Source organism: Vibrio sp. 378 (assembly GCF_033339435.1).
In genome coordinates this window covers 119,032-137,036 of record NZ_JAWOUO010000009.1, presented here as the reverse complement: position 1 = coordinate 137,036, position 18,005 = coordinate 119,032, and the positions used below count along the sequence as shown (strand labels likewise).

13 protein-coding genes are annotated in these 18,005 nt (G+C 44.3%); 3 read left to right on the top strand and 10 right to left on the bottom strand.

Going from position 1 to position 18,005, the window contains the following annotated elements; all coding sequences use genetic code 11:
- Both dhaL and dhaK read right to left on the bottom strand, forming a co-directional pair.
- Window positions 1–636, bottom strand: a complete 636-nt coding sequence (gene dhaL / locus R7Q48_RS17265) for a dihydroxyacetone kinase subunit DhaL (protein WP_005379705.1) — start codon at window positions 634–636, stop codon at window positions 1–3.
- Between the two features lie 15 nt (window positions 637–651).
- Window positions 652–1,710 carry a dihydroxyacetone kinase subunit DhaK gene (gene dhaK, locus R7Q48_RS17260; RefSeq protein WP_213903652.1) on the bottom strand — a complete coding sequence of 353 codons (1,059 nt, stop codon included), beginning with the start codon at window positions 1,708–1,710 and terminating at the stop codon, window positions 652–654.
- Between the two features lie 353 nt (window positions 1,711–2,063).
- Here dhaK and R7Q48_RS17255 point away from each other — a divergent pair, with 353 nt between their 5' ends.
- Window positions 2,064–3,146, top strand: a complete 1,083-nt coding sequence (locus R7Q48_RS17255) for a glycerol dehydrogenase (RefSeq protein WP_318132390.1) — start codon at window positions 2,064–2,066, stop codon at window positions 3,144–3,146.
- A gap of 85 nt (window positions 3,147–3,231) precedes the next feature.
- Here R7Q48_RS17255 and glmS read toward each other — a convergent pair whose 3' ends face one another.
- Window positions 3,232–5,064 carry a glutamine--fructose-6-phosphate transaminase (isomerizing) gene (gene glmS, locus R7Q48_RS17250; RefSeq protein WP_033906046.1) on the bottom strand — a complete coding sequence of 611 codons (1,833 nt, stop codon included), beginning with the start codon at window positions 5,062–5,064 and terminating at the stop codon, window positions 3,232–3,234.
- A 110-nt stretch (window positions 5,065–5,174) separates the two neighbouring features.
- Window positions 5,175–5,936: a DeoR/GlpR family DNA-binding transcription regulator gene (locus R7Q48_RS17245; protein ID WP_005379701.1), complete on the bottom strand. Its 762-nt coding sequence runs from the start codon at window positions 5,934–5,936 to the stop codon at window positions 5,175–5,177.
- 433 nt (window positions 5,937–6,369) lie between these two features.
- Here R7Q48_RS17245 and pykF point away from each other — a divergent pair, with 433 nt between their 5' ends.
- On the top strand, window positions 6,370–7,782 hold the full coding sequence (gene pykF, locus R7Q48_RS17240; protein ID WP_005392243.1) for a pyruvate kinase PykF: 1,413 nt from the start codon (window positions 6,370–6,372) through the stop codon (window positions 7,780–7,782).
- Between the two features lie 157 nt (window positions 7,783–7,939).
- Complete coding sequence (locus R7Q48_RS17235) at window positions 7,940–8,626, top strand: GntR family transcriptional regulator (protein ID WP_256903140.1); 687 nt, start codon at window positions 7,940–7,942, stop codon at window positions 8,624–8,626.
- Window positions 8,627–8,680: 54 nt separating this feature from the next.
- On the opposite strand, the gene R7Q48_RS17230 is transcribed toward R7Q48_RS17235, so the two are convergent.
- The 6 genes from R7Q48_RS17230 to R7Q48_RS17205 form a co-directional block, all read right to left on the bottom strand.
- Window positions 8,681–10,561 carry a diguanylate cyclase gene (locus R7Q48_RS17230; RefSeq protein WP_318132389.1) on the bottom strand — a complete coding sequence of 627 codons (1,881 nt, stop codon included), beginning with the start codon at window positions 10,559–10,561 and terminating at the stop codon, window positions 8,681–8,683.
- A gap of 110 nt (window positions 10,562–10,671) precedes the next feature.
- Window positions 10,672–11,166: an acetolactate synthase small subunit gene (gene ilvN / locus R7Q48_RS17225; protein WP_005379697.1), complete on the bottom strand. Its 495-nt coding sequence runs from the start codon at window positions 11,164–11,166 to the stop codon at window positions 10,672–10,674.
- 1 nt (window position 11,167) lies between these two features.
- Window positions 11,168–12,892 carry an acetolactate synthase 3 large subunit gene (locus tag R7Q48_RS17220; protein ID WP_005379695.1) on the bottom strand — a complete coding sequence of 575 codons (1,725 nt, stop codon included), beginning with the start codon at window positions 12,890–12,892 and terminating at the stop codon, window positions 11,168–11,170.
- Window positions 12,893–13,341: 449 nt separating this feature from the next.
- Entirely contained in the window at window positions 13,342–15,150 is a 1,809-nt protein-coding gene (locus R7Q48_RS17215) for an AMP-dependent synthetase/ligase (protein ID WP_256903142.1), read from the bottom strand.
- Between the two features lie 293 nt (window positions 15,151–15,443).
- Complete coding sequence (calR, locus tag R7Q48_RS17210; protein ID WP_005379693.1) at window positions 15,444–16,403, bottom strand: LysR family transcriptional regulator CalR; 960 nt, start codon at window positions 16,401–16,403, stop codon at window positions 15,444–15,446.
- Between the two features lie 555 nt (window positions 16,404–16,958).
- Window positions 16,959–18,005 carry an MJ1255/VC2487 family glycosyltransferase gene (locus R7Q48_RS17205; protein ID WP_005379691.1) on the bottom strand — a complete coding sequence of 349 codons (1,047 nt, stop codon included), beginning with the start codon at window positions 18,003–18,005 and terminating at the stop codon, window positions 16,959–16,961.

The window sequence follows — 18,005 nt, the reverse complement described above, 5'->3', positions numbered from 1 at the left end:
TTAATTACCTGCTATTGCCTGCTGTAGTGCTTTAATCATTAACAAAGAAGAGGTTGCACCGGGGTCTTGGTGGCCAATACTACGTTCACCTAAATAGCTTGCTCGCCCTTTTTTCGCCAACATTTCAATCGTGGCAACCGCGTTCGTTTCTGCTAGCTCAACCATTTCATTAAGTAAGTGATCGGCGCTCATGCCATTTTCTAACGACGCCTTCACGCTAACTAAAACGGGTAACCAAACATCACACATGGTTTTATCACCCAGCTCTGCTTTACCACGAGACACCACGCCATCCACACCGCTTTTTAGTGCATCGACCAACTCTTCAAACGTTAGTTGCTCTCGGGTTCCGACAGCGGCAGCCGTGCGAATAAACAGCGTGCCATACAGCGGGCCACTTGCCCCACCGACACTAGAAAGCAAGGTCATGCCCGTATTCTTGAGAATGCTGCCGATATTTTGGTCCGCAAATTGCGGCAGTTTTTCAGCAACTTTTTTAAAGCCACGGTTCATATTGAGACCGTGGTCGGCGTCACCAATATCACGATCAAGGTCGGTCAGAAAATCTTGATTCTCTTGATACGTTTTTGCACATAACTCTAGCCAGTGAACGATATGTTGTTTTTCAATTTGCATGTTTGCTCTCCCCTGTTACCACTTGATCGCGGCCGTATCGACAGGAGCATCAAACAGCTCCAACATCTCTTTGTCTGCCTTCAGCAACGTAATCGAAACGCCTTCCATATCGAGTGACGTACAGAAGTTACCAACCATATTACGCACGATATGGAACCCTGCTTGCTCGCAGTTATGAGCCAGACGGCGGTACACTCCGTAAAGCTCTGAAGTTGGCGTACCACCCATACCATTAACCATCACGATGTAGTCGTGTTCAGCGGCGAAAGGCTCAATGCTGGATTCCACTTCATCCCATTCACCTTCGTCACGATTCCAAATACGCAATGTGCGCTGATAAGGTGTGTTTTCAGCAACTTCAGCAAACATTTCATCCACTAACGTATCGACATCGGTGTATTTCACTCGCTTGATACCTGGTTCACCATGGATACCAACACCAAACTCCACTTCATCATCTTCCAGAACAAAAGATGGTTTACCTGCTGCGGGTACAACACAAGCATTAAGCGCCACGCCAAATGAACGACAGTGATTATTAACGCGACGAGCCAGCGCTTCACATTGCTCCAGCGAATAACCTTTGTTCGCGGCAGCCCCAACTAACTTTTCAACCAATACCGTTCCAGCAACGCCACGGCGACCAGCGGTGTATAGGCTGTCTTTGACTGCAACATCGTCATCCACCAACACCGACCCAACTTTGATACCATCGGTATGAAGGAGCTCCACGGCCGTTTCAAAGTTCAACACGTCTCCGGTGTAGTTTTTAATGATAAATAGCACGCCTTCACCAGTATTCACTTGGTTGCCACATTCGTACATTTGATCTGGCGTTGGTGAAGTAAACACCTCACCAGGACAGGCGCCTGTCAGCATGCCTTTACCAATAAAACCTGCGTGCAAAGGTTCATGACCACAGCCACCACCAGAAACCAGTGCCACTTGCCCCGGAGTTTCCTCATGCCACATGTAACGAGGTTCGTAGTTCGCTTTTAGCTCTGGGCGAGATAAAGCCAGACCTTCCATTTGCTGCAATACAACATCATCAACTTGGTTAATTAACTTTTTCATCGTTCTATCTCATTCCATTTATATTTTTATGTAGGGTATGAATTCATCTTAAACAGAGAAAAAGCGTGCTCAACAAAAATCAATCCGTTTCATATTGAAACAAAAACTTCGGCATTATTGTTTCAATATGAAACGAAAAACGACAAATTTTCTTGAATAGTGATCGTCGCCATAAAGCATGCTGATGCTTATTACTTCTGACAGTCGGTTTGACACAGAGGTCATAAAAGCATGGAACAAAACCAGAGATATCCTTCACCACTTACCACACCAAACCTAATATAAACCTTATCCCTACAATGGATATTCATTGCAGTCCAAAACACACATAAAAAAGGTTAAAGGTTTGAATTATGGACAAAATTATTATCAGCCCAAGCAAATACGTCCAAGGTGAACAAGTACTTACATCTATCGCTCACTATGCGAAAACATTGGGTGAACGTCCGTTAGTAATTGCCGATGAGTTCGTGACTAACCTGGTTGGTGATGACGTCAAACAAAGTTTTGCTGACGAAAAGCTTCCACTCACTATGAACATTTTTGGTGGCGAATGTTCGCGCGTTGAGATTGAACGCATCACGGACATTTGTGCCACTCAGAAACACGATGTCATTGTCGGTATTGGTGGTGGTAAAACGTTAGATACAGCAAAGGCTGTTGCGTTTTACACCAAAATTCCTGTCGTGGTGGTTCCTACGATTGCCTCGACTGATGCGCCAACCTCAGCGCTTGCGGTGATATACACACCTGAAGGTGAATTTGCAGAATATTTGATGATCCCTAAAAACCCAGGCATGGTCATCATGGATACGTCAGTCATCGCCAAAGCCCCAGTTCGCTTACTTGTATCTGGGATGGGCGACGCGCTTTCCACCTACTTTGAAGCTCGTGCCAACATGACTTCTGGTAAGGCAACAATGGCTGGTGGGTTAGCGACGCGTTCAGCACAAGCGCTTGCGAAACTTTGCTATGAAACCTTGCTTGAAGATGGTGTAAAAGCAAAAGCTGCGGTAGAAAATGGTGTGAGCACCAAAGCGGTAGAAAACATTATTGAAGCCAATACATACCTAAGCGGTATCGGTTTTGAAAGCAGTGGTCTAGCGGGTGCTCACGCTATTCATAACGGCCTAACTAAGCTTGAAGAGTGTCATCATCTCTATCATGGTGAGAAAGTCGCGTTCGGCACACTAGTTCAGCTGGTACTAGAAAACGCAGCGATGGAAGAGATTAATACGGTTCTTGCATTCTGCCGCTCTGTAGGTCTACCAACCAACTTATTTGATATGGGCGTTAAAGAGCTTAACCACGCTAAGTTGCGCGAGGTCGCCGAAGCCTCAACGGCCGAGGGAGAAACCATCCACAATATGCCATTCCCAGTGACGGCAGAAAATGTCTACTCTGCAATTCTAACCGCTCACCAGTTGGGTCAATAACTCACAAACCTTAAAGTGGGTTTAAATAAAAAAAGCGGCACATACTCTCGCATGTGCCGCTCAGGATTTTTGCTGTTAAGCGTAATTACTCAACCGTCACCGCTTTCGCTAGGTTACGTGGTTGGTCTACGTCCGTACCTTTGATCAGTGCTACGTAGTAAGACAGCAACTGCATAGGGATGGTGTAGTAGATCGCCGCCGTGATTTCACTAACGTGAGGCATTGTGATGATCTTCATTGTCTCATCGCCTTCGAAGCCTGCGTCTGCATCTGCGAATACGTATAGAAGGCCGCCACGCGCACGCACTTCTTCAACGTTTGATTTTAGCTTTTCAAGTAGGTCGTTGCTTGGTGCAACCACAACAACTGGCATGTCAGCATCAATTAGGGCCAGAGGACCGTGTTTCAGTTCACCCGCTGCGTACGCTTCTGCGTGGATGTACGAGATCTCTTTCAGTTTTAGAGACGCTTCCATCGCGATTGGGTAGAACTCGCCACGGCCTAGGAACAATGTGTGGTGCTTGTCTGCAAAATCCGTTGCTAGTGCTTCAATTTCTTTCTCGAAAGAAAGTGCCGCGTTGATTTGCTTAGGAAGTGCGTGTAGCGCTTCAACAATCTCTTTTTCTTTCTCTTTGCTGATGCGACCTTGCTCTTTACCCAGTGCTGTTACCAGCATAAGTAGTGCAGAAAGCTGAGTCGTGAACGCTTTGGTTGAAGCAACGCCGATTTCGACGCCAGCGCGAGTCATGAATGCAAAATCTGATTCACGAACCAAAGAGGAACCCGCTACGTTACAGATGGTCATCGCCGCCATGTAACCTTTCTCTTTTGCTAGGCGAAGTGCTGCTAGCGTATCAGCGGTTTCACCAGACTGAGACAACGTGATCAATAGGCTGTTTGGACGAGTCACAAACTTGCGGTAACGGAATTCAGACGCAATTTCTACATCACAGCTAACGCCTGCAATGTCTTCAAACCAGTAACGTGCCGTCATACCTGCGTTGTAAGACGTACCACACGCCACGATTTGTACGTGTTCTACTTTGCTTAGAATGTCTGCCGCGTGCACACCGATCGCGTCTGTCACAACAGAGTCTGCCGTGATACGACCTTCCATTGTGTTGATCAACGCTTTAGGTTGCTCATAGATTTCTTTTTGCATGAAGTGACGGTATTGACCTTTATCACCTGCATCATGCTCTGCATTAGATTCAACTATTTCACGCTCAACTGGCTCACCCGTTGCATCAAACACAGTGACTTCACGGCGAGTAATTTCTGCTACGTCACCTTCTTCTAAGTACATGAAACGGCGCGTAACGTTAAGTAATGCAAGTTGGTCAGACGCTAGGAAGTTTTCACCTACACCAAAACCGATCACGATCGGGCTGCCTGAACGTGCTACTACGATGCGAGATGGGTCTTTGCGATCCAACGCTACCGTGCCGTATGCGCCTTCAAGTTGTTTTGCTGTTTTTTGTACCGCTTCTAATAGCGTTTCTGAAGTACGAAGTTCCCACTCAACCATGTGTGCGATAACTTCTGTATCCGTTTGCGATTCAAACACGTAGCCACGAGATTGAAGCAACTCACGCAGCTCTTCATGGTTTTCGATGATGCCGTTATGGACCACTGCGATATCACCAGACATGTGTGGGTGAGCATTGATTTCAGAAGGTTCACCGTGCGTCGCCCAACGAGTGTGCGCAATACCAGTTCCGCCGATCACTTTTGCTTCTTCTACTGCATCAGCCAATTCTTGTACTTTACCCAAGCGACGAACGCGCGTTAGGTTTGATTCGCCATCAACAACCGCAACGCCAGCAGAGTCGTAACCGCGGTACTCTAAGCGGCGTAGACCTTCAACCAAAATTTCTGCAACATCTCGTTGTGCTACTGCACCTACGATTCCACACATGTGTTTATCTCCGTTTGTAGTTTTGTTCTTCCCTAGCCATGATTTCAAATAGAGGCAGCAAGCAAAGGCCTTTATCCAGAGGGAAGTAAAATATGAAACTGATTACATTATTAGGCGCAAATGACTTTCACGCCATGTTGTTCAATCTGTACTTTATGCTCTGCTTGGATATCTGCATCGGTCACCAACACATCAACTTGATGCCAAGCGAGCTCTAAGTTTGGGATCTTACGGCCGATTTTTTCGGACTCGATCATTACGATCACTTCACGTGACGCTTCTGCCATTACCTTACTTAAGCCAACCAACTCATTAAATGTCGTGGTTCCACGCTCGAGATCGATGCCATCCGCACCGATGAATAGTTGGTCAAAGTCGTAAGCTCGTAATACAGATTCGGCCACTTTGCCTTGAAAGGACTCTGAGTGCGTATCCCAAGTACCACCAGTCATCAGCAGTGTCGGTTCGCTCTCTAATTCATTTAGGGCGTTAGCAACATGCAACGAGTTGGTCATGACCACTAAGCCACGTTTGTCATTCAACTGTTGAATCAGCGCGGCAGTCGTGCTGCCACTGTCGATCACGATGCGATTATGATCGCGAATCAATGATGCAGCTGCTTTTGCTAAGCTTAACTTTCGAGTCGAAACATTAGCGCCCAATTCTTCGTGAATGACTTCCTTTGGGATAGCAATCGCACCGCCATAGCGGCGTAGAAGTTGGCCGTTTTTCTCTAAAGAAGCTAAATCCTTTCTAATCGTGACCTCTGAGGTTTCGAATTTCTGAGCAAGTTCATCAACGCTGACTTCTCCTAGTTCAGAAACCAAGTTAGAAATGGCGTGTCTTCTTAATTGAGTATTTCGTTTCGACATTTAAGTTTTGATTTTAAGTTTCGATGTGAAACTTATTATAGTCAAACCGAAACTTTTAAGTCCATTTATTTCGATCCAAAAAATTAATATTTCTCGATAAAACCTTGTCCTAAGACAATTCTTAAACAGTGATATTGGATTCATTCAGTGGTAGAATTCGCCACCGAAAAGAAAAAAAATTACAGAATTGAAGGCTATTTTTTTGCAACTTTCTGCATATAAAGTGGGATTAGTCACAAAAAGGTAACCAAAATCGCCGATCTTTTAGTCATAAAATGACTAAACTTGGTGAAAGACTTTCAGAATCTGAAGTTCTAATAATGAGACGAAAAATCGGTGGGTGACAGGTACTAAATGTCATCAAAAACGTCCTGACTTCAGAGTAAATAACCGACTTTCAAATTGTAACTATACTTACCGGAGAGTATCTTCCATGAAAAAGACCAAAATCGTATGTACGATTGGCCCTAAAACAGAATCTGTAGAGAAGCTAACTGAACTAGTTAACGCAGGCATGAACGTAATGCGCCTTAACTTCTCTCACGGTGACTACGAAGAACACGGCACTCGTATCGCGAACTTCCGTAAAGTAATGGAAGCTACTGGCAAACCACTAGCAATTCTTCTAGATACTAAAGGTCCAGAAATCCGCACTATCAAGCTAGAAGGCGGTAACGATGTTGATCTAGTAGCAGGTCAAGAATTCACTTTCACAACTGACACTTCAGTTGTAGGTAACAAAGATAAAGTTGCAGTAACTTACGCTGGTTTCGCAGCAGACCTAAACGTAGGTAACACTATCCTAGTAGACGACGGTCTAATCGAGATGGAAGTTATCTCTAAGACTGAAACTGAAGTTAAATGTAAAGTTCTTAACAACGGTGCACTAGGCGAAAACAAAGGTGTTAACCTTCCTGGCGTTTCTGTAAACCTACCTGCACTATCTGAAAAAGATAAGAACGACCTTAAATTTGGTTGTGAGCAAGGCGTTGACTTCGTAGCAGCTTCTTTCATCCGTAAAGCGTCTGACGTTCAAGAAATCCGTGAAGTACTTGCTGCAAACGGCGGCGAGAACATCCACATCATCTCTAAGATCGAAAACCAAGAAGGTGTTGATAACTTCGATGAGATCCTAGAACTTTCTGACGGCATCATGGTTGCTCGTGGCGACCTAGGTGTTGAAATCCCAGCTGAAGAAGTAATCTTCGCTCAGAAAATGATGATCGAGAAGTGTAACCGTGCACGTAAGATGGTTATCACAGCAACTCAAATGCTTGATTCTATGATCAACAACCCACGTCCTACTCGTGCGGAAGCAGGCGACGTTGCTAACGCGGTAATGGACGGTACTGACGCAGTAATGCTTTCTGGTGAAACGGCGAAAGGTAAATACCCTGTTGAAGCGGTAACTATCATGGCTCAAATCGCGAACCGTACTGACTCAGCGCTAAAAGCTGAACTAGGTTCTCGTCTAGACAGCCCACGTCTTCGCATCACTGAAGCAGTATGTAAAGGCGCTGTAGACACAGCTGAGAAACTAGCAGCTCCACTTATCGTTGTTGCAACTGAAGGCGGTAAGTCTGCACGTTCAGTACGTAAGTACTTCCCAACTGCAAACATCCTAGCGCTAACAACTAACAAGAAAACTGCTGCACAGCTAGTTCTAACTAAAGGTGTTACTCCTGTAGTTGTTGATTCAATCGAAAGCACTGACGCATTCTACGTAGCGGGTAAAGAACTTGCTCTAGAATCAGGTCTAGGTAACAAAGGCGATATCGTTGTTATGGTTTCTGGCGCTCTAGTTGCTTCAGGTACTACGAACACAGCTTCTGTACACGTGCTATAAGACTGAACTTTTAACACTTCAGTTTCTTGAGAAGGAGGGCTTATGCCCTCCTTTTTTATATGGCTTTCTTGCTCTCATAATAGGCTAATTGTATTATTTACCTCTATCAGAATTTCGTACTGTTTAATTTTATCGTCACGATTAAAGTTTCTATGAGGTGTATGTGTCTAGTCCCACTCTTACCGACAAAGTATTAAGAATGATCCGTCAGGATATTCTCGATGGCGAGCTTAAACCAGGTCAAAAACTCGTGGTTGCCGAACTCAAAGAGAAGTACAACGTAGGAGCGTCACCCATTCGAGAAGCATTGGTGCAATTATCTTGGAGCAAATACGTCAAACTCGAGCCGCAAAAAGGCTGCTGGGTTGCACCTGTATGTAAAGATGAGTTACATGACTTGTACGAAAGCCTGCAAATGGTCTCCGCATGCTTACTCAGTAAGGCAATTATGATTGGCGATGAAAAATGGGAACTGGATGTACTAACTGCTTATCACAAGTTATCCCGAGTAAAACCTGACGAAAGCTTTTGTTGGAGGGAATGGGAAGAGCGCCAAAATCAGTTTCTTACTGCGCTGTTTGAAGGTGTTGGCTCTGTCAATATGTTTGGGTTTTTCCGCGATCTACTCACGCAAATTAAACGCTACCAATACTTCGCGATGCAGATTTTAGGCACAGGGAACCCTGGGCACTGTAATCTCGATGAGCAAGAAATGCTGATGAAGGCATCGCTAGACAAAAAGAGTCAGGATGCTTTAGGTTATCTAGAGCGTTATTTGAGGCAGTCAATACAGTGTATCGAAGCCGCCATCGACAACCAATGTCGCATACTGGCTAGCGAATAACGCTGAGACTAAAAAGCGGGGGTCTATCCCCGTTTTTTCGTTTTTGTAAAAGCACTAAGCAATATCATCATAACTATGACATAGCGATACGCAGTTACGCCCTGCACTTTTTGACTCATACAAAGCAATATCAGCACATTTATACGTTCTTGTACGATCAGAGGTTAAATCACTATACCCAGCACTGACAGTAATGCCTCTATCACTACGCATTTGAACCGCGACACGTAGCCTGTTCAATACAATTTCAGCCTCTTCTAGTGTTGTATGCGGCATAATCACTGCAAATTCCTCACCACCGACACGAGATACAAAGTCTGTGCTGCGGACTTCTTCTAGGAGGGTTTCTGCGACACTACAAATCACCTTGTCTCCTTCGTCGTGGCCTAGCTCGTCATTAATACGCTTAAAATGGTCAATATCAAACAACGCCAAACAAGCAGGAGGGCTATCAGGATAGCGTTCAATAATCCCCGCATATTGCGCCAATTGCTCTTCAAATTTTCGGCGGTTCCACAACCCCGTCAAGCCATCTTTTTCGCTTAGGTTTCGTAATTTTTCTTCTAACTCTTTTTGCCCAGAGATATCCACCAGCGACGTAATGTAATAACTCACTTTACCTGATTTGGTTAAATTCGCCTGAATACGCATTATTGCAGTAAAGACTTGATTAAACTTAGTTCGACAACGAATCTCCCCTTCCCATACGTGTTCACTCTTCAGTGTTTTCCAGATACTCAGGTTTGCTTCGAGATCTTCAGGTAAGAGAATTAAATGATGTGCACTCCAACCTTGGGCATGCTTGGTTGAGTAACCCATCATGTTTTCAAACTCTTGATTAACCATGATGATTCTATGTGAAGCATCCGAGATCATCACCGCAGTCATACCATCAAGAGCAGCTCGAGCCAACTTCGATTCCATACTATGACGCCGATAATGCAGAGCAAGGGCTGCCGTCGGCAAAGTGAAGCCGAGCACCAAACTTAGAACAAAAAACGCTTCTTGGATTAAGTCATCAATATCCCTCTGAGCTCGGGATAATAACTGCTCATTGGTAAGATCAATAACCAGATGAAGAGGTTCGCTAGAAACAAACTGGATGGTGCGATACGCGACCAAATTCGAACCATTGTAAGCATAGCCCGAATCTTTTGAATTTAAACTACGCCAAATGTTTGGGTACATCCGGCCAAAATTAAATTGAGAGCGAGCGGGAATTATATGGCCATATAAACGAGCTGATTTAGGGCTATCAATGTAAAATCCGTCACTTTTAATCAGCTCAATATGGAAATCAAGCACTGACGAATAGTTGAGTCGAGAGGATAAATAGTCAATATCAACATTAAGCACAAGATACCCTTCGCGCTTTCCGTTAAGCGAAATAGGCATCAAAATACGCAGTGACGGGCTATAGGGATAGACTAACTCGCCATACTCTCGTTCTAAACCTATCCCCCACGAAGCGATTTCGCCATCGTCTAAGTTCTTAGCGAATTGAAAGTAATCTCGCTCTGACTTATTTTGCAATTTGCTCGCGGGCAACGCAGCGCCTGTTTCAATCTCATAATTAATCCTCACTTTTTCTCGACCAGAAACATCAAGAAAGCGAATTTGCTTATACAACTTTTGATTGATTGCGACCGAGATCCACATGTCTTCTAAGATGGAACGGTTCACCCGGTTAGGTTGGCGCAGATATTCATACAGACTTTGGCTGTGACCAAGTAGGTCACTGATCGTTTCGATTTGATCCTGAATATTGCTGTATTCACGGCCAGTATAGGCCAATTGATGTAACGCTTCTTGAGCGGTGTTCTCAACATTGTTTTCTAACAACGTCAGATATTTCTGATAGTAGTAAGCGGCAGTGAGTGCACTAAAAAATAGTGCTGTCGCCAATAAGGTGCCGACTCGCTTAGGTACTTTCACACGTCTAATGCCTATCATGCTTACTAAAACGACAATTATATCATTAATTGTTATTTTCTAAACAAAAAAGCCACTTAGATTAAGTGGCTTTTCTATATGCAATCAGAGAGTTAAGGTTTGAGGGCTCGCTCTCCTCGCGCAATGCCAACGACACCACTACGAGCAACTTCGACAACTTCGGTCACTTCGGATATCGCTTGAATGAAGGCATCTAGCTTTTCACTCGTACCCGCAAGTTGTACGGTGTATTGGGAAGCCGTGACATCCACGATCTGGCCACGAAAGATGTCTGCCGTCCGCTTCACTTCTGCTCGCGCAAAACCACTGGCTTTCACTTTCACCATCATCAGTTCACGCTCAATGTGCTCATACTCGGTGACTTCTTGTACTTTCAGCACATCGATCAATTTGTGTAACTGCTTCTGAATTTGTTCCAACTGCATCTCATCAGATGTCGTGGTAATGTTCATTCGCGACAAGGTTTCATCATCAGTCGGTGATACCGTCAAAGATTCAATGTTGTAACCACGTTGAGAGAACAAACCAACAACACGAGACAACGCACCCGGTTGGTTTTCCAATAGCAATGAAATAATGTGTCTCATATTAAGTTCTCTCCGTTTTGCTTAGCCACATTTTATCCATACCCTCACCTTTGATTTGCATCGGGTATACGTGTTCGGTTTCGTCTACGTTGATGTCCACAAACACCAGACGATCTTTCATATCCAACGCTTTTTGTAGCCCTTCTTCGAGCTGATCAGGCGTTTCGATACGAATACCGACGTGACCATAAGCTTCTGCAATCGCTGCAAAGTCAGGAACAGAACTCATGTAAGAATTAGAGTGACGGCCTTGATAAATAATGTCTTGCCACTGTTTTACCATGCCTAAGAATCGGTTGTTCAGGTTGATGATCTTCACTGGAATGTCGTATTGCATGGCTGTCGACAATTCTTGAATATTCATCTGAATACTGCCGTCACCAGTCACAACCACGACCTCTTCTTGTGGCATGGCAAACTTCACGCCCATGCCAGCCGGAAGACCAAATCCCATGGTGCCAAGACCACCAGAGTTTATCCAACGGCGCGGCTTATTGAATGGGTAGTACAGCGCCGCAAACATCTGATGCTGGCCCACATCAGACGCCACATATGCGTCGCCATTAGTTAGCTTGTGCAGCGTTTCAATTACTTGCTGTGGCTTGATTCGTTCTGGAGACGTTTCATAAGACAAGCAGTTGCGGTCACGCCATACTTGAATGTCATCCCACCATGCGGTGATAGCATCTTGATCATTTCCACTACCTTGCTCTGCAAGCAGCCCGAGCATGGTTGTCAGCACTTTTTCCGCAGAACCTACGATCGGCAAATCCACTTTCACGTTTTTCGAGATCGATGACGGATCGATATCAATATGCATCACTTTTGCGTTTGGGCAGTACTTTTCAAGGTTGTTGGTTGTACGGTCATCAAAACGCACACCGATACCAAAAATAAGATCCGCTTCATGCATTGCCATATTAGCTTCGTAAGTGCCGTGCATACCCAACATGCCCAGTGAGTTTTTATGTGTACCCGGGAATGCCCCCAAGCCCATCAAAGTACTCACTACTGGTAGGTTCAGTTTGTCGGAAAGCTCTAAAATATGTTCATGGGCGCCAGAAATCACCGCACCACCACCGATATAAAGCACTGGTTTTTTCGCTTCTAATAGCGATTTAAGCGCTTTTTTAATCTGGCCTTTATGGCCCGAAGTTGTCGGCTTGTAAGAGCGCATTGAAAGCGTTTCTGGATATTGATAAGGCAGTTTGATTTGCGGGTTCATTACATCTTTTGGCAAATCAATCACAACTGGACCAGGTCGACCTGTAGTCGCGATATAAAACGCTTTTTTGATTGTTTCAGGAATATCTTCCGCTTTTTTTACTAAAAAGCTGTGTTTGACCACTGGGCGGGAGACACCGACGATGTCACACTCTTGGAAAGCATCATTACCAATTAGGCTATTCGGTACGTTACCCGAGATAACGATCATTGGGATAGAGTCCATATACGCTGTTGCAATACCCGTAATGGTATTGGTCGCGCCCGGCCCCGAGCACACAAGTACGACACCCGGTTTACCGGTAGCTCGAGCGTAACCATCTGCCATATGAGTGGCGGCTTGCTCATGCCTTACAAGTACGTGTTTGATTTGATCGGTTTTGGCATGCAGTGCATCGTAGATATCCAAAACAGAGCCACCTGGGTAGCCAAAGATCTGCTCTACGTGCTCTTCTATCAGAGATTGAACCACCATCTCTGCGCCTGACAACATTGCTGTCATAATTGCTCTCCTTAGCCAGTTTCCTCACCGTAAGGTCAACGGATTGGTCTGGTTTTACATAGTCTAGGTCTTATTCGTAGCCTAATCGAAATACTTCCACGTTTTCGGCTATGTCTTGCGTTCGTCATAACATCCCGCAAGGTTACCCAACAAATGTAACGTTTTATTATCAAAGGGTCTAATGAGAGATTGGTCTACTTTTTAAACAAGATACTAGTAATTAGAATGTTAGTAGGAATAGCAGCCACACATCTCCTATTTCACAGTACAACCTAAAAAATTAACGCTTAAAAAAAGAACATTATTTCATAAGCTTTTAGCTACAGGGTGCTAAATAGCGTTATTTGACGAGCAGAACAGAAAAAATCAATACAAACAAAAATCCCCAGCAATGCGCGATCACATCACTGGGGATTTTTTCATCAATATAAAATCTAAGTCAGCTTAAGTTACTTTTTATCCGACTTTTCCTTATACATTTCTTCAATTTCATCTTGGTATTTGTCATTGATGACTTTACGACGAAGTTTTTGAGTTGGCGTTAACTCACCATCATCCATAGAGAAAGCTCTTGGTAACAATTTAAACTTCTTCACTTGTTCAAACTTTGCCAACTCTTTTTGAAGATCGTTCACACGCTTCTCAAGCATTTCGACCACCTGGTGGTGCTTAATCAACTCAACGCGATCGTGATATTTAATATTCAGCTCTTTCGCGTACTCTTCTAGCGAGTCATAACAAGGCACGATAAGCGCAGAAACAAACTTACGAGTATCCGCAATGACTGCGATTTGCTCGATGAAGTGGTCTTTACCAATAGCACCTTCAATCATTTGTGGAGCGATGTATTTACCACCTGAAGTTTTCATCAACTCTTTGATACGATCGGTGATGAACAAGTTGCCATTTTCATCAATGTAACCAGCGTCGCCCGTTTTTAGGAAACCGTGCTCATCAAAGGTCTTTTCCGTCTCTTCTGGCATTTTGTAATAGCCACGCATCACCATTGGACCACGAACCAGAATCTCGTTGTTTTCGCCGATCTTAACCTGTGCGCCAGGCATCGACATACCAATAGAGTCGGGGTTAAAACATTTATCATCCCAACACGATACTGTCGCCGTGGTTTCAGTCATGCCGTAGCCCAACTTAACGTTGATACCAATCGCATGGAAGAATCGACCGATGGTTTCATCCAGCTTTGCACCACCACAAGGCATAAAGTTGATTTGCCCGCCAAGTAGCGCACGCAGTTTGCTCAGAACCAACTTATCCGCCAAAGCGTATGACTTACGCAGCAAGAGCGATGGCTGACGTTTTTCTTGATGACAAGCGGCCATTTTTGCGCCCATGTTGACTGCCCAAGTAAACATGATCTTACGGTGAATCGGCGCGCGAGACACTTTCTCGTGAATCGCAGAGAAGATCTTCTCATAGAAACGCGGTACGGCACACATCACGGTAGGTCGCACCTGGCTCAGTGCATCACGTACTTGCATGGTGTCTTGCAAATAGCAGTTGGTCGCCCCTTTGTACAATACATAAAAGGTCCAAGCGCGCTCAAATACGTGTGACAACGGAAGGAAACATAATGACACGTCACTTTGAGAAAGGCTCAAGCGCTGATCGTGCCCTTCCAATTGCGCCGCAATGTTTGCGTAGTCCAACATAACGCCTTTTGGCTGGCCTGTTGTACCCGAGGTGTAGATCAGCGTGAGTAGATCATCTTCTTTTGCCTGATCTAAACGCGCGTCCAATTCAACTTGATATGTAGTGTCACCTTTGGCAACAAATGCTTGCCAAGAGATAACGAAATCATGATCGCCAAGTTCTATATCATCAGACATCGCAACAATGAGCTCTAACAGTTCGCACTGGTCGAAAATGCTCACGGCTGCATCAAATTGAGGCTGTTCACCAACAAACAGAACTTTGACGTCTGCATTGTTAATGATGTACGCCGACTGGGCGGCAGTATTGGTTGGGTAAATAGGTACTGTCACGCTGCGTAATTGCAGTGCTGCGATATCAGCGATCGTCCATTGCGGCATGTTGTTCGAGAAAATGCCGATCTTATCTTGGACTCCTAATCCCTGAGCCAAAAGTGCAAGTGATAAAGCATCAACTTGCTGACCAAATTGCGTCCACGTAATACCTTGCCACTCCTCACCCACTTTATGCTTGAGTGCAACGCGTGTACCACCGTTCGCAATTTGTTCACGAATACGTTTAACGATATGAAAATCTAACTTGGCCATTCTTTTACTTACCTTTTGGCTTACAGGCGTAAGCTAATTGAGCGAACAAGTGTACTCACGGCTTGCTAAAACGCAACTGACCAGTATCAAACTTATCACTAATAAGAGACAACTATCACTTATACGTCGCGAACGTACCTCAAATTGCTGAATGATTACTCTATTTAACTTACTGTTTCGATTGTTGATTACGAAAACAAAAAGCCCCGAGAGACAAAAATCGCTCGGGGACCAATGAATTGTAAAAATTGATGATTACCAATATGGTCTAATCGAGAAGACCAAACGTCATCTTATTTTGCGGCAACGACTTCACCACAAGTGATCATCAGTTGATCGCGTAGCCAAATGTGGCCTTTATCTTTTTCACTTGATTCATGCCAGCTTAAGAATCCGCTGATTTCTTTGTTCGCAAATGGGAAATCAAGAATTTGCAGTTGATCGCTGTTTACCGCATTTTCCGCCATCCAACGTGGTGCAATAGTCACAAGCTCAGATTGACCCACCACGTATAGTAGGTTGCTTAAACTAGAACCTTCATACGCCGCTTGGCAATCCAGTTCACGGTACGCTTGCTCTGAGAAACTACGTTGGCCATGCACTTTCGATAACTTCGCATGCTTTTCGTTAAGCAGTTGCTCAGCCGTCACACCACCTTGAATGCGTGGGTGTGTTTTTGATGCGATAACCACTAATTCATCTTTGAAGATTTCAGTACTTGAGAAACCTTGCTCATCAAAACGAGCGTAGTCGATCACGAAATCAATTTCTTGGTAGCGCATACGCTCAGACAACAAACGGTCAAATTCTGCATCTAGGTGAAGCTGAACGTTTGGTGCTTGTTGATTCACTTTTGCCATGATCTTCGGAGCAAAACGCATGTCACAAGGGCTGCAAATCGCAAGCTTGAATAAGCGAGTCGAAGATTCTGGTTGGAATACAGAGCTAGGAAGTTCATTGCGAATCAGCTGTAGTGCTTGGCGAATAGGGCCAAACAGTTGACGAGCTCGTTGCGTAGGCTGAATACCACGGCCTTGGCGCATGAATAGCTCGTCGTTAAACATCACTTTTAAGCGTGCCACGGCGTTACTTACCGCCGGTTGAGACATGCCTAGGTTATGTGCTGCACGAGTAATATTTTGCTCTTGCATTACAGCATCAAATACAGTCAGTAGGTTTAAATCTACACCACGCAAAGTGCTTTCCATACGGTAGCTAGCAATTGCGCTCATCGCGTCTTTCTTCTCTAACATTGAGTGCGCCTCTTTTGTAATCGTCAACTTTGTTCATTAAATTCATAACGAATAGAATCCCATCTCGCACAAAAGACGGCGGCTGGATTCGAATCATTTTACGAATAGATAACCTAACTTTTTATTATATTTATCGTCCGGATACTTCCGGCTCGAACTGTACTATCAACTAATCGATTGCGGTTTCGCAACTAGATTGATATTTAATCAGTAAATTTTAGCCAATTAGGTATTTATTTGTTAAATAACAAAGGCTTGATAAAAACATAAAAAACTATAAAACACGTAAAAATGCATTCTTTGAGGACGTATTTAGCAAATTGATAGGACAGGCGGTCAACACAAGCATGCATTTAGCTCAGTTATTAGTTGAAATAAGAACAACAGATGACAGCTATATCTCTGATTGAATTTTGCACTTATCAGTCAAATTATCAGCAAATACACACTGAATAGAAATGAGAGAGGAAGAATAAAAATGCAGCCTTCCAAACAGAAAGGCTGCAACAAAATCGTGTCAAAAATGGAAGGAACAATGTACTTAGAACAACGTACTTAAATGTTCGACACGTAACTTGGAAAATCAACCTGCTCCCACAGTTGTCTGGATAACTCTGCTTTTGAATCCCATGCACCTTGCAGTACCCAATGAACAATAGCCTGAGCAACATCTGGGTATTTCACACTTTCGGCTTGTTGCTCCTTTAGCCACTGGCGTACTGCGGAAATGTCTAAGCTCTCCATCGACATCGCAAGCCCTAAGTCTTCTAAGGTCGCAACATTGCTCTGCTGCTCGAATTGACCCGCGAGTGGCTTTAGTAACAATTTTTTCCCCAAAGACAAGGCTTCTGAAGGAAGCTCAAACCCACCATTAGCAATGACACCACTACAGCGATGCAAATGATGCTGGAAGTTGCTGTGGCATAAAGGGCGCAGTTCTATGTTTTCTACCTGCTCACATTCGATCACATCCGGGTGATAACAGATAAACGCTTGTTGATTAAAGTGGAACAATAAGTCTGAGATATCTTCAATCGATTCGAACGGTAGATACACCAACACGAAGTCGTCGTTTTCTGCTTGGCTATCGACGGTATGCACTATCGGTGGTAACAAAGGTTGATCAAAATGATGCCAATGCAAACCAAGGTGGTGTTGAGAAGGCGCAAAGTATTCAATGACGGATTTATCTAACCAACTTGCTCCCTTTAGTGGCACCGGATAACGGAAAGCATTTTGGTGGCTGATACCAATAGAAGGCTTATTTTGCTGTCTCGCTGCCCACGCAGTCACAGGTTCGAAGTCATTAATGATAAGATCGTAGGACGACAGATCGAGTTGCTTAACTTCTTTGAAAAACTGCACCAAATTGTTATTCAATGCTGTTTTCGCGTAGTTTACAGAGCCTTTTTCGGTAATAAAGGTGAAGCCTCGGCGAGTCTGGTAATCGCCAAATGCTTCCATTGAAAAGTATTTTTCCGGCGCTCGCCCAGAAAACAAAAAGTCGACCTCAACATCGTGCTCTTTAAACGCATGACTCATCGCCCTTGCGCGTGCAATATGTCCGTTTCCTGTCCCTTGAACACCGTACAAGATTTTCAT